Source organism: Sphaerisporangium sp. NPDC051017 (assembly GCF_040683095.1).
Classification (GTDB): Bacteria; Actinomycetota; Actinomycetes; order Streptosporangiales; family Streptosporangiaceae; genus Sphaerisporangium.
In genome coordinates this window covers 1-12136 of sequence record NZ_JBFBCI010000076.1, presented here as the reverse complement: position 1 = coordinate 12136, position 12136 = coordinate 1, and the positions used below count along the sequence as shown (strand labels likewise).

15 protein-coding genes are annotated in these 12136 nt (G+C 68.1%); 10 read left to right on the top strand and 5 right to left on the bottom strand.

Annotation, left to right across the window (positions count from 1 at the left end; translation table 11 throughout):
* Positions 1-4: 4 nt before the first annotated feature.
* The 4 genes from cas7i to AB0M95_RS36290 all read right to left on the bottom strand — a co-directional run bounded on the left by cas7i (position 5) and on the right by AB0M95_RS36290 (position 3644).
* The gene (gene cas7i, locus AB0M95_RS36305; RefSeq protein WP_358526042.1) at positions 5-1069 is read right to left on the bottom strand and encodes a type I-B CRISPR-associated protein Cas7/Cst2/DevR; all 1065 of its coding nucleotides are present in this window, start codon (positions 1067-1069) and stop codon (positions 5-7) included.
* Entirely contained in the window at positions 1069-2529 is a 1461-nt protein-coding gene (locus tag AB0M95_RS36300; protein WP_358526044.1) for a hypothetical protein, read from the bottom strand. Before AB0M95_RS36300 ends, cas7i begins: the two co-directional genes overlap by 1 nt.
* Positions 2526-3140 carry a CRISPR-associated endoribonuclease Cas6 gene (gene cas6, locus AB0M95_RS36295; protein ID WP_358526045.1) on the bottom strand — a complete coding sequence of 205 codons (615 nt, stop codon included), beginning with the start codon at positions 3138-3140 and terminating at the stop codon, positions 2526-2528. The genes AB0M95_RS36300 and cas6 overlap by 4 nt, the downstream gene beginning before the upstream one ends.
* Before the next feature lie 381 nt (positions 3141-3521).
* Positions 3522-3644: a hypothetical protein gene (locus AB0M95_RS36290; RefSeq protein ID WP_358526047.1), complete on the bottom strand. Its 123-nt coding sequence runs from the start codon at positions 3642-3644 to the stop codon at positions 3522-3524.
* Between the two features lie 814 nt (positions 3645-4458).
* On the opposite strand from AB0M95_RS36290, the gene AB0M95_RS36285 reads away from it, so the two are divergent.
* The 5 genes from AB0M95_RS36285 (at position 4459) to AB0M95_RS36265 (ending at position 8256) form a co-directional block, all read left to right on the top strand.
* Positions 4459-4818, top strand: coding sequence for a hypothetical protein (locus AB0M95_RS36285; protein ID WP_358526049.1), 360 nt, complete (start codon positions 4459-4461; stop codon positions 4816-4818).
* Between the two features lie 368 nt (positions 4819-5186).
* On the top strand, positions 5187-6998 hold the full coding sequence (locus AB0M95_RS36280; protein ID WP_363774835.1) for a hypothetical protein: 1812 nt from the start codon (positions 5187-5189) through the stop codon (positions 6996-6998).
* A 349-nt stretch (positions 6999-7347) separates the two neighbouring features.
* Positions 7348-7521 carry a hypothetical protein gene (locus AB0M95_RS36275; protein WP_358526051.1) on the top strand — a complete coding sequence of 58 codons (174 nt, stop codon included), beginning with the start codon at positions 7348-7350 and terminating at the stop codon, positions 7519-7521.
* 140 nt (positions 7522-7661) lie between these two features.
* A complete protein-coding gene (locus AB0M95_RS36270; protein WP_358526052.1) occupies positions 7662-7853 on the top strand; it encodes a hypothetical protein in 192 nt (63 codons plus the stop codon).
* The gene (locus AB0M95_RS36265; RefSeq protein WP_358526054.1) at positions 7846-8256 is read left to right on the top strand and encodes a hypothetical protein; all 411 of its coding nucleotides are present in this window, start codon (positions 7846-7848) and stop codon (positions 8254-8256) included. The genes AB0M95_RS36270 and AB0M95_RS36265 overlap by 8 nt, the downstream gene beginning before the upstream one ends.
* Positions 8257-8409: 153 nt before the next feature.
* Here the strand turns inward: AB0M95_RS36265 and AB0M95_RS36260 are convergent, their stop codons facing one another.
* Positions 8410-8799 carry a site-specific integrase gene (locus AB0M95_RS36260; RefSeq protein WP_363774830.1) on the bottom strand — a complete coding sequence of 130 codons (390 nt, stop codon included), beginning with the start codon at positions 8797-8799 and terminating at the stop codon, positions 8410-8412.
* Positions 8800-8805: 6 nt separating this feature from the next.
* Between AB0M95_RS36260 and AB0M95_RS36255 the strand changes: the two genes are divergently transcribed.
* From AB0M95_RS36255 to AB0M95_RS36235, 5 genes are all read left to right on the top strand, one after another.
* Entirely contained in the window at positions 8806-9216 is a 411-nt protein-coding gene (locus AB0M95_RS36255) for a hypothetical protein (protein ID WP_363774827.1), read from the top strand.
* 80 nt (positions 9217-9296) lie between these two features.
* Positions 9297-9704 carry a hypothetical protein gene (locus AB0M95_RS36250; RefSeq protein ID WP_363774824.1) on the top strand — a complete coding sequence of 136 codons (408 nt, stop codon included), beginning with the start codon at positions 9297-9299 and terminating at the stop codon, positions 9702-9704.
* The gene (locus AB0M95_RS36245) at positions 9686-10123 is read left to right on the top strand and encodes a hypothetical protein (RefSeq protein WP_363774821.1); all 438 of its coding nucleotides are present in this window, start codon (positions 9686-9688) and stop codon (positions 10121-10123) included. Before AB0M95_RS36250 ends, AB0M95_RS36245 begins: the two co-directional genes overlap by 19 nt.
* 61 nt (positions 10124-10184) lie before the next feature.
* Complete coding sequence (locus AB0M95_RS36240) at positions 10185-11402, top strand: DUF3560 domain-containing protein (protein WP_363774818.1); 1218 nt, start codon at positions 10185-10187, stop codon at positions 11400-11402.
* Between the two features lie 355 nt (positions 11403-11757).
* Positions 11758-12136, top strand: a 379-nt coding sequence (locus AB0M95_RS36235; RefSeq protein WP_363774815.1) for a DUF2637 domain-containing protein, incomplete at its 3' end; no start/stop codon positions are given.

Here is a 12136-nt window from a genome sequence, read left to right as displayed (position 1 = left end):
GGGGTCACCTGGCCGGGTCGTCGAACCAGGCGTCGTGCCTGCCGTCCCGGATCTGCTGGGCCAGGTCCAGCAACAAAGACCGTGGATGGGAGACGACGACCTTCCCCTCGTCGAGCAGGTCTGTGGCCTCGGTCTCGAACTCCTTGCGCAGTTGCTCCCGAAAGCCTGGACGCCACCCCAGTCGCACCGGCGCCTCCCACTCACCATCCCATGCCGTGAGCTCCTCCCGCAGGGCCTGAGCGCGTACCTGCAAGCCGCTGTAGCGCTCTTCGGCTCCGTCGATGACGAACCCGAGGGGATTGACGCCACCGGCCATGGGGACCATCGCGATCAACGCCGGCACGCGATCCCCGTAGTGCAGCGCCTTCTTGGCACCGCCGGTCAGCTCCGCCAGCGCCTGCAGCAGGACGGCCACCCGCTCACGCCGCATCGGCAGCGGAAGCCGCAGCGCGGACTGACCACGGAAGACACAGGTGGAGGCCCCTGCCTGAGCCGCCGCGGCAAGGCGAAGGGCGGCCTCCTCGCTCAAGTAGTTCGCCCGGCCCGAGCCGTTTTGCCCGGGCAGGGTGAACGTGCCCACGCGCGGCAGGTCCAGCAGGAACGGCGCGGCCAGATCGGCGGTGTAGAACTCGTGGGAGTGCAGCACCGGGTCCTCCACGCCCCGGGCCATCACCCCGAAATCGCTCGTCGGCTGGGCCGGCTCGACAGATAGGAACGTTCCGACCATGAGTGGGCTGTCTCGGACGGTTGTCCCGCCGTCCTTGTCCTTGGAGGTCTTCATGTAGCCGAACAGGTCATCGTCGGCGTACAGGATCGGGGCGCCTTGTGTGGTCGCCTTCTGCGCCTTACCTTGCGCCTTCCCCACCCGTTCCACAGGGGAGGGATCAGATCCGAGGGTGGCCATCGTGTCCCGCCACCAGCGGCGAAACGCCTGCGCGGACACATAGGGATAGTGCTTGCCGCGGATGAACGCCTTTTTCACCGGCGTCTCGGTCGTCTGCTGCCCCTTGCCGTTGTTGGGGGCGCCCGCGATCACCGAAAGCACGATCTTGCCAGCGAGGTAGCTCATCAGCCGTGATCCTCTTCCTCTTCGCCGTTCTGCTCGGGAGCGAACTCCGCCGCGTCGTCATCGGTGTCGTCATCGGCCTCGTCGCTCTTGCCGACCCGCACACCGGCTTTGATCAACTCGCTGAGGACGACGGTGTAAAGCCCGGCCCGGCCACGCCATTCGGACTGCTCGAAGAGGGAGTCGACAATGTTGGCATCGAGCCCGTCGCGAATACTGGCAGGAACGCTGCCGTCCAGGAAAAGCCGCGCTGATGCGTTCACGTACAGCCGATGCAGCTTCCATCCGGAACTCAATGCGGACCGGAACTCGTTGAACCGGCCACGCGTGGATTCCTGGCCGATCCATCTAACGAAGATGTCCGCGACCGGCGCGTACTTGGCGGCGTTCATCTCGTGCATCACCTCCAGATAAAGGCGGGATAACGCGCACCACTGCCATATGGCGCGTTGAGAAAGGTCATCCGGCGCTCGCAGCCGGCGATCCAGCTCATGCAGCAGCCGATCCGCCGGATACCCGTCGGGTTCGAACAGCAGCCGGGCGACTGCGGTGTCCCCGTCCAGTTCCACAGCGCCGGAACGGTCACGGCGGACCAACGCGCTACGCAAACGCTGCTTCCCAGCCCTTGCGTCGGAGTCGGCCTGCACCATCCGCAGGAACCTGCCGACCCCGGCCCGGGTACTGCTCACGCGCAGCCAGGGCTCCTGATTGTCGTTCTTGAACATCCACAACGTGGCAGCCGCCGCTGCCCGGCCGTCACCTCGCGCCACGCCACCAAACCGCGCGTGCACGGCCAGCGCTTCCACCACCACCGCCTCAGGGCCCGCACCCGCTGGCAGCGAACTGCAGCCCATCTGCAATGTTTTTGCCGCTCGATCGACGTTCCCCCGAACGAACTCCCGCTCGATCTGGCGATCATCGCAGGTCAGAACGGTTGCAGACCCTGCCGTCACCCACGCCCCGTACGGCAGAGCCCACAGCGCCACCCGGCACGCCCAGCACACCGGCCATCCCGCCACGCCCGGCGGCAACGTGTTCACCGCACGCACCGTGTCGAACATCGGCATCAACGACTTCGCCCACAAAGTCGACGACGGCACTCCGCAAAACACACACGGCCGCATCTCACTGGCCGCCGCATCTCGGCCCAGCAGCCTGACCATCTCCGCCTTGATGGACGTGCGGTCACGCTGGCGCTTCGCATGGGTCGGGGGTGAATTCGGGTACAGCGCGAAAAGCACCTTCCACCAGTCGTACTCCGCCGACCCCTGCGCGGCTACAGCGGCACGTGCGACATCCTCGGCGATCCGCCCGCTCACCTCATCCAGTTCACGCGCGGTCACCTCAAAGGGTGCATCGCCCCCCGGTTTGCCCGTGCGAACGGGGACTCCAGCGAGCATCGCCACCGCCCACGCCCCGCACCGTTGCACCGGATGACCGGTCAGCACCAACGCCCCGCTCACCGCAGCCACCCAAAGCCCTGCGTACAGTTAAGACCGATCCCACCCTCGTGAAAGGCTTGCAGCAATTCCGGCGCCGCCCGGACACGGAGCTTCGCCGTCGCCCCGATGCGCATTTTCCCCTGCACCTCATCTCGCCGCCGCGGCCCCGCCTCCAACACCTCGACCTCCACCGCATTGGGCAGACCGAGCGCATCGGCCCGATGCCGCAAATTATGGGTAAGCCGCTCCAGATAATCGGCATCCTCTGGCAGGAGAAACCGTCCGTCACGTTTCACCAAGATCGGAGACCGTGTGGAGAACTCCCCGGTTCCCGACTGGAAATTTGCAGGTGGCGCCTCCAATTGCACCCCACGGACCGTGAGGCGGGTCGCCCCCCATCTGATCTCCGAACGCCCCGCGAGCCCAGCCACAAGGCAGGCGGCGATCTGCGGTACCGGCGAGCCCAGCCACACCGAGCCCAGCCCCGACGACCCCCACACCCCCTTACGCCGGGTCTTGTCCCGGAAAACGGGAGGGGATATCCCGACAGGCTTGATCGGCGTTCCCGCCCACCCCTTGTCATGCAACTCACCGGCCAGCACCGCATCCTGACTCCGCAGCAGGTCGTACACGACTCCCCGGGCCGGCCCGTACACATCCGGCCAGGCAATCTGTGCGGTGTCCGCAGACACGTCAACGCGAAAACGCACAGGGATCTCCCGATCACGCGGCACACAGAGCAAACAACTGACCACTTATAGCAGCCACCCCCGACAAAAACGCAGCTTCACCCAAAGTCGCCACCAGGGGCCGGCCACGGCCCCATCGAAAGACGTCGGAGTGGCAGTCCACTACTCTGACCTGGATCGACGATCCTCGGCGACAGGAACTGACGACCCCTGGAGGGATCGCAACGGCTTGTCTATGTAGGGCATGGCCGACTGTCAACGATCATCCCTGGAGGGAGCGCCTGGGGGCATCCGTCGCCCCCAGGCGCCAACCTGACCAGCGGGTCAGCTCAGCGAGAGCATGACTGAGATCCTGAACCGCAACGCCACATGCGCCACCAGGGCGCCAATGGCTATCACACCCGCCAGCCAGATGGCTGGATCGAGCACAACGAACGAGTCGATCATCGGTTCCCGCCTGTGTCTTCACACTCAGTGATCTCCGACGTTCGGAGCGTGACGATCCTAGCGGCCACGGAGCTTTCGCACTAGCTCGAAGGCATGGCCCGGACTTAATAGATAAGCCCGATGAACCGTGCGTGAGTCTGCGCCCTGGCAACGTCGGCGCCACCCTCGCACCTGCGCACCACACTCCCCGGCAACCAAGGCCGAGTTCGAGCCCGCGACCTTGACCCCCAGAACACATCGCCGACGCCTGGACAGATCCCGCAGGCCGTCCCACGCGGAGTTCGACTTCGTGTGGGACGGGGAACGGGGCCACACCTCCAGGATGAGGCGGCCACAGCGGTTCACCATTGACCAGCACATATACGTGAGTATAACGTACGCATAGTTCGTATACGTCGGCGTATCGCTAGAGATGGCGTTGCCCTGTACATGCCGAGGCCGGAGGCGGTGCACCTCCCACTCCCGGCGAGCGCAGGTCTCAAACCCCTCCCCCAAGACATTTGCCCCTCATCGAGCAAGGGAGCTTATCCCCACATGAACCCATCACCCATTGGCCGCACAGCCTCTCACGCCCGCAGCCACCAGCATGGGATCACCTACAAGATCTGGATCTGTGACTGGATCGGCAGACACGAGGGCCCGCGAGGTCCGGTCCACCGAGTCTGCTGGATTGTGGCCGGTCGTAGGAAGGGCCGCTCGTTTCGTGTCCCGGCCCTGGCCAGGGACTTCCAGGACCAGCTCAAGGCCGCGGTGGCGGCCGGCCAGCCGTTCGACGTCAGGAGCGGGCTGCCGCTCGTGATGGCTCCGCAGGCCTGTGGCCGTCGTCGAGGCGGCCGATCCCGCCGCGGGAAGGCCGGGGGCGCGCATGACTGACTCGTCTTTTGAGGACATCCGGGACCGGTTGGCCGAGTGCAGCGACGGCGAAGCGTTGCTGGCCGACGGTTTCGAGGACGCGTTGATCGGTATGGCCGAGGGCTGGTTCGGCAACTCGCGGCGGGTCGTCGCTCTGTACGACCTGGCTCTTTGCCTACGGGTCCTGTTGGGGTGGGGCATGGACGAAGAGGAGGCCGGCGAGTGGATCGACTACAACGTCACCGGCGCCTACGTCGGGCCCTCGACCCCGGTCTTCGCCATCATCAAACGCCAACCGGTGATCGTCTCCGGAGACGACTGAGATCTCACTGAGGGAAGCCCAGCGGGCCGCGCCGCCGGGTCAGCATTTGGGGCTGCATCAGCGGTTCTCGCCGTCGGTTCGGCACCGTGGAGCGCACGCGTCCGTGGGTTCCAGGTCCCTGCCCGGCTCCCAAGGCTGCGCCACTCTTGCCGTGCCCGCAACCGGCTCTCGCTGCGCTCGTCCCGGCCTCGCCCAAAGATCTTTTCCTGGCGGAAAACATCTTGGCCGTGCCGGGACCGCCGGGTTGCGTTCCCGGCTGCGTGCGTCGCGGGCGCCTTGAGCCGGGCAGGGACCGTCCCTGTGTCCCCCGGCCGCCGCAGCAAGGCGGTGGCCAGGCCAGCCTGGCGCGATGAGCCTGTGGAGGGCACATGACCGAAGTCGCAACCGATCCCGACGTTCTGGAAGGCGCAGTCGCCGATCAGGACGTCCCCGAAAACGCGGACCTGGCCGCTGAGGGTTGGCGAGGCGAGGATCTGGCGTATACCGAGCGTCCCGTGATCCCGGTGGAGCTGCTGGTCTCCCACCCCGGAAATGTCCGAGAGGACAAGCAGGCCGACCAGTCATTCTGCCGCTCGGTCGCATCAGCAGGGATCATCACGCCGCTGGAGATCACCATCGAGCCGGACGGCGGCTACCGGGTGGTGGACGGCAATGTCCGCCTGGACGCCGCGCTGAAGGTCGGCCTGGCGGCAGTGCCGTACTTCTTCTCCGCCGACACCGCCGATGACGAGGGCCTTCAGTACCTGCACATGCTGATCAGCAGCAGGTTCCGCACGAGCCTGACGGTGCACGAGGAGGCCCAAGCGCTGTTCTCGGCGGCGCAGGCGGGGATGACGCGAGCCGAGATCCGCAAGGCCACGGGCCTGTCCGCGGGCGAGGTGAAGGCCGGGGTGCGGGCCGGCGGTCTCACCTCCATGACCAAGGAGATCGCCGCGGGGATGGACTACGAGTGGACGCTGGAGGAGCTGGCGCTGCTCAAGCCGTTCGAGGACGACCCCGAGGCGATGGAGGTGATCCGCCGCAGCCGGTACGGCCCGCTGAAGTACACGGTGCAGCGCCTGCTGGACGAACGGGAAGCCAAAGCACGCCGCGCCACGATGGTCGCCGAACTGGAGCAGTCGGGGATCACGGTCACCACCGAACGGCCCGAGGGGGCCGTGCCGCTGTCTCGCCTCTTGAACGGTTCCCAGCAGATGGACGCCGACGCCCACGCCGACTGCCCCGGCCGCGGCGCGTCGCTCGGCTCCTGGATGAGCGCCTCCCCGAACCACTACTGCCTGGACCCGGTCACATATGGCCACGTGTTCGCGGAGACCGGCACTACCAGCCCCCCCGAACCGGCCGTCGTCGCGCCCGTCGCTCAGGAGGCCAGGCCGAACGCCGACCGGAAGATCGTGGTCGAGGGGAACAAGGCGTGGGTCGCCGCCGGCACGGTCCGGCAGCAGTGGCTGCGCGAGTTCCTGATGCTCAAGGCCCCGCCTAGGAACGTGGCGTCCACGATCGCCCGGTTCGTGACCGGGCAGCTCGTCACGATGCCCGAGCCGCTGTGCCGCGCGCTGGGCGGCGCCCGTCACTCCCGTCTGTTCGAGTTCTTCGGCGCCCCCGCGCCGGAGACGGTGGCCAAGAGTACCCAGCCGGGCCTGTGGATGCTCGCGCTCGCGCCCATCGCGACCGCCTACGAGCGGGAGATCACCGGTGATGGGGAGCGGCGCAACACCTGGCGCGAGGACAAGTACTCCCCGTGCACCCGCGAGGACGCCGGGGCGTGGCTGCGGTTCGTCGCCGAGATCGGCGCCAAGCACGGCTACGAGCCCAGCCCGATCGAGAAGGCCGTCGCCGACGGCGTGCCCTACCGCGGCGACAACCCCGCCGAGGACCCCATCGAGGAAGCAGACACCGACCAGACCAGTACCGAGACGGCGGTAGCCGGCCAGGACCCCGAGGAGCACGATGACCAGCCGATCGACGACGTCGAGCACCCGCCGCAGGGGACGCAGGAGTCCGAACCGGGCCCCGTTGCCGAGCCGGACGCCTCCGCCGGCCCGGCGCCGGCATCCGGTACCGCGGACGCCACGCCGGGTCCGCAGGAGGTCCCCCTGGCCGCCCACATGGAGAAGGAGATCGCCGACGACCTCGCCGAGGAGTTCGACGCCGCCGACGTCTACGCCGACGCCGCCTGACCACCACCCCTGCCCTGCGCCGTTCCCCGTCGTGAAGGGACGACTCGATGAACGATCATCGCCCGCGGAAGAACCGCTCATCGCGGCGCAGGAACACCTCGCCGTTGCCGGCGGGCCGGCCGGTGACCACGCCTCCCTCGACCGGTGTCCGGCCTGCGATGACGACCGGCCGAACACGATCCCGGCATCAGCGAAGGGCTGGTTGCCCCGATCGACCTTAACCCCCGGCCGGGTGTGACCTCAGGCGCGTCAGCCCGGCCAACCCGATCGCCTCCCCCCATGCCGTCCGTCCCGCCTCGGCCGCTTGGCCAGGAGCGACTCCTTTTCTCCTCCTGGAAGGAAACACGTCATGACCGAGATGAGCTCCGAAACCCGCAAGATCCTGCGCGAGGCCATCGCCCAGGCCCACCTGTCCGACCGGCACGACGTCGACCTCGGGCCGCTGGCCCGGCTGGAGGAGATGCCGGAAGACGAGGCCATCAAGGCGCTCGACGAGGTGTTCCGGCAGATCCACTTCGACTGAGCCATCCCCGATCACCTGCGAGCCGGACATGTGCGGGCCACGGCTCACCGGCCCGCTTCCGACCCGCATGACCTCCCCCTGCCGCCCCTGGCCGGCTCACCGGCCGGGAGCGGTTGTCTTCTCCCGCGACAGGAGATCGCATGCTGACCACCACCCCCAACCAGCAGACGGCGGCCGCACCACGCGGCACCCACTGCTGTTCCACGTCCCCAAGGGACAACTCCTCCACGGATCGTCCACCCGCGGCACCGCCGCTCGTAGAGGCGCAGGAACGCCTCGCCGAAATCGCCTTCGCCTCCGAAGCTCACACGGGCGAGGTGGCAGATGCCTGACTACCTCGTGCGCTGGGAGATCGACGAGCACGCCGAATCACCTCGGCACGCGGCGGAACTGGCCTGGGCCGATCGCAGCGCTCCGGGCTCGGCCGCCAACGTGTTCACGGTCATCGACCAGGCAGGCCGGCACAGCACCGTCGACCTGTCGGCGTTGCCGTACCCGCCCGCTGGGCCGATCTTCCGCTACCGCTCGACCGTCGAGGTGACCCTGGAGGTAGCCGCGGAGAGTGATGCCGAGGCGTTCGCTCTGCTGGATGAGGTCTTTGTCGAGGTGGCTGCGGGAGGCGAACCTGTCCGCCGCGGCTTGGTCGCGTTGTCCACGCACATCTCGACCGATCCTCGTCTGCTGCCCCATCCGCCGGCCGCCGCTCAGGGCCGCGATGCCCCGAAGGCGGCCTGATGCGCTTCTTCCTCGGTACCCATCACCCGGACTGGCTGGCCCGGGTGCGGGTTCCGCTGTATGTCTCCCAGCACTCGCTCTCGCCGCTTTCCTCTCTTCCCCGCTTGGCCGGCGGCGGGGTGTGGGGCCTGGACTCCGGGGCGTACACCGAACTCACCCGGTATGGGCGCTGGCGCCTGGGCGCCCGCGGCTCGCCGGTCGGGCCGGTGCGGCGGCTCTCATCCAGAGCACGAAGTCCCGCGTATCCTCGCGGCCGGCCCGGTCCCACTGCACCCCGACCGCTCGCAGGAACCGCAGCCAGCGCAGCAGGGCGAGCGCGTACGACCGGACGCTGCTGGCCCCGTAGTCGCTGGCCACCATCTGTCGGAGGAAGTCGCTGACGCCCGGGTGTTCAGCGCCGCCCTCCTCCAACAGCAGCCACGGCACCGCACCACTTCCAGCAACGACCGCGCCGAATCGCTGCACCACGAGCTGAGCTGGTTCGGGACGAGGAATGTTCGCGAGCACGCAGACGAATTTGGCCGTCTCCGCCCGATCAAGCAAGGCGAGATGAGGTTCTTAGTTCGGTCAACATACCTCGACCATCTGGAGCAGTGGCTGGCCGCCGGGATCGACCTGCGTGAGGAACCGATCGTCGGGCTCGGCTCGATCTGCCGCAAGGGCAATACCCTGCCCGTCGCGCTCATGATCTCCCGGCTCGCCCGCTTGGGGCTTCGGCTGCACACCTTCGGCTACAAGACCACCGGTCTGATCTCCTCCGCCGACCAGATCGTCTCCAGCGACAGCCTCGCCTGGTCACGAGCCGCCCGATGGGAAGCCCGCCACCCCCGGCACCAGCACGGCCACTGCGGCAACTGCATCGACTACGCGCTTGCCTGGCGTGCCGAACTGCTGGAGCGCGTCGACCGAGCCCACCCCGGAGTCGTGGAAGACCTCCTCCCGCTCAACCACACAGCGTGAAAGACCGCCCGGCCCAACCGCAAGCCCGGCCCGCCCCTGATCCGGGGCCTTACAGAACCTCGCAGAAAAGGAAGACGACGATGACCAATACCGCTGGCGCCGCCCCGGCGTGCCCAGAGCAGTGCCCAGTGTGCGGGCATGCCCTGCCGACTCCCGACGGTGCCTACATCCACAAAGACTCCCGCAACTACATGTGCGGATTCCAGTGGGACCCCCAGCAGCCGGGACGTTACTACGCCCAAGGCCCCGAGGGCGGAGTCGAGGTGATCAAGGGGCTGCCGTGGGTGGCACGCGACATGTGCAACTACGGGCAGGAGGTTGCCCCACTGGAGCCCCACCCTGACGACGTTCCTGCTCGCGGTGGTCCCGATGGCCAGCGGACCTTGCCCCGGTACCTCAACGGGAAGCCGGCGTACTTCCCCGACGAGGTCTCCGCTCGGCGATGGGTCGATGAGCACAACCTCACCTCGTGGACGGGGGCAGCGTGAAGGCCTCTGCCGCCATGACCACCGCGCAGCGGATCCGTGCCACCCGGCTCAGCCTGTCGCGGGGACCGGACGGCCGGCTTGAGTTCGCGCTGGCCATCCGTGGCCGATTCCAGTTCTGGGACCTGGCCCGTGCTCTGGCCGCGTGGGCGGCGACCCAGCAGGACGTCCGGGATCTGCCCAGGCATCCCGGAGAACAGTGGGCGCTGGCACACGTCCGGGCGGTGACCTGGCGTTACGGCCACCAGCGGATCAGCTCTTGGTCCGATCACGTCCGCGAAGACGACCGCAGCGCCGTCGCCGACTGGGCCTACCACGCGGCCTGGCACCTATGGGGCCAGGCCTTCGACATCCCCTACAGCGAGATCGCCGGCGCCATGACGCAGTTCCCCGAACCCGAATACCTCGACAACTGGGGCTGAGGCCCCTCAACCCCACTCGCCACGGCGAGACGCTCCCATTTACGGAAGGACCCGCAAGTTCATGATCGTTATCAGTCACACGCTGCAGACCGGCACCGTCGTCTACGGCACCACCCCCGGTGACGGCTCGGGAGAGATCATCCACGACGCCGGTTTCCGCCCGTCCAGATACCTGGACGACCACCCCGACCACGGCGAGGCGTACTGGTACGTGGCCTCCACCCGCCGCCGTCCCGCCAAGCAGCACTACATTGACCGGTGCGCCGCCGCGCTGCGTGAGGCCGGCCACGAGGTGAAGGTCGAGGTCGACAACGTCACCCTGCCTACCACGAGCTTCGCCGAACTGGAGGCCGAGCGCTACGACCGCGCCGAGGAACGCACGGAGCGGTTCAGCGGCTACGCCGACCACGCCCTCACCAAGGGCGACGCGATGATCGACCAGGTCAGGCAGGAACGCAGCCGGATCCCGCTCGGACAGCCGCACCTGATCGGCCACCACTCCTACAACCGGACCGTACGGCAGGAGGACAGGCGCAACGCCAAGGAGGACCGAGGCCGCGAACACGTGCAGCGCGGCGAACGGTGGGCGGGGCGAGCCAAGGCCGCAGCGGCATACCAGGCCGGCCGCGAGGACCTCGGCACCACCCAGCGGCGCGTCGAGCGACTGGAGGCCGACGTCCGCCGCCACCAGCGCTACCTGCGAGGTGACACCCAGCGGTGGGAGATCACGGTCACCACCGACTGGACCGACGACTACGGGCGCTCGCTGGAGGAGCGGCTGGCCGTCCGCCCGGAGGGCTCCCGCGTGCTCTCCAGCAACGAGACCGGCAACACCGCCGAGGTTCTCATCGCCGTCGGCCCGGCCGCCCGCGCGATCACCGAGTCACAGATCACCCTGCTGGCCGAGGAGATCACCTACTGGAAGGCGCACATCGCCAAGCTCCAGGAGCAGGAGGGCCGGAGGGTCTGGTCCAGCGCCGATTTCTCCCGCGGCGACTTCGTCAAGTGCGGGCGGCGCTGGTACGAGATCGTCCGGGTCAACTCCAAGTCCCTCACCGTGGCCAACGGCGTCAACAGCGTCCACCTGGACGTGGTCACCATGGCCAACTCCCGCAACGCACTGGGTGGAGCCGGATGGACCGATCGGCTCCCCTACGACCAGGCCGGCGGTCAGATGACCGCTGCCGAGGCCCGGTTCCGATATCCGGAAGCGTTCTCGACCAGCGCCCCCGGCTCGGACGAGGCCGGGAACGGACAGCAGGCCGGTGACCCGGCGTGATCCCGGACCCGATCCACAGCGGCACCGAGCCGTGGCGGGTGGTGCAGTGGTCGGGCGGGATCGGCTCCTGGGCCGCCGCCCAGCGTGTCGCTGCCCCTGCGGCGGCTTCTGCGTGCAAGCGGGAATCCGCCAGTGGACTCACATGCTCGCCGTCGATCCCACAGGGTTCGCCGCCGTCGAAGCCGCCGAGCAAGACCTTCGCAACGAACTCGGCGACGTCGCGATCCTGCGTGACCGCCGCGCAGGCCGCTCCCGCCCTCTCCCGCTGTCAGAGCTCCGAACCCGAACAGCCGCCTGAACCGCCCCTCCAACATCAGGGCCTTCTCCCGTCCAGCCTCACCATCTGGAGAACTGTTTGACCGACGATCCTCAAGACAAGACCGACACCATCCTGCGCTCAAGACCCGCTCCCGGCATCAGCGAAGCACGTCAGGAGACCACCGGGGACCGGGCGATCCGCTGGGGAGCGGCGTTCTCCGTCCTGGTGGTCACCGGGATCGCCGCCGTGATCAGCTACGGACATGCCTTCCTGCTCGTCACCCGCTACGGCGAGACCGGAGCCACCGCCCAAGCACTCCCCCTCACCGTCGACGGGCTGGTCGCGACCTGCTCCCTGGTGATCCTGCACTACACCCGCAAGAACCGCAGAGCACCCTGGCACGCCTGGGGCCTGCTGGCCATCGGCGTCTGCGCCACCGTCGGAGCCAACGTCGCCAACGGCCTGGGCCACGGCA

Bases quoted from the DNA above. Each gene is read 5' to 3' on its own strand.
- AB0M95_RS36270 (WP_358526052.1), top strand. From the start codon at position 7,662: ATGCTGACCACCACCCCCAACCAGCAGACGGCGGCCGCACCACGCGGC.
- AB0M95_RS36250 (WP_363774824.1), top strand. From the start codon at position 9,297: ATGACCAATACCGCTGGCGCCGCCCCGGCGTGCCCAGAGCAGTGCCCA.
- AB0M95_RS36275 (WP_358526051.1), top strand. From the start codon at position 7,348: ATGACCGAGATGAGCTCCGAAACCCGCAAGATCCTGCGCGAGGCCATC.
- AB0M95_RS36265 (WP_358526054.1), top strand. From the start codon at position 7,846: ATGCCTGACTACCTCGTGCGCTGGGAGATCGACGAGCACGCCGAATCA.
- AB0M95_RS36240 (WP_363774818.1), top strand. From the start codon at position 10,185: ATGATCGTTATCAGTCACACGCTGCAGACCGGCACCGTCGTCTACGGC.
- AB0M95_RS36280 (WP_363774835.1), top strand. From the start codon at position 5,187: ATGACCGAAGTCGCAACCGATCCCGACGTTCTGGAAGGCGCAGTCGCC.
- AB0M95_RS36290 (WP_358526047.1), bottom strand. From the start codon at position 3,644: ATGATCGACTCGTTCGTTGTGCTCGATCCAGCCATCTGGCTGGCGGGT.
- AB0M95_RS36255 (WP_363774827.1), top strand. From the start codon at position 8,806: ATGAGGTTCTTAGTTCGGTCAACATACCTCGACCATCTGGAGCAGTGG.
- cas7i (WP_358526042.1), bottom strand. From the start codon at position 1,069: ATGAGCTACCTCGCTGGCAAGATCGTGCTTTCGGTGATCGCGGGCGCC.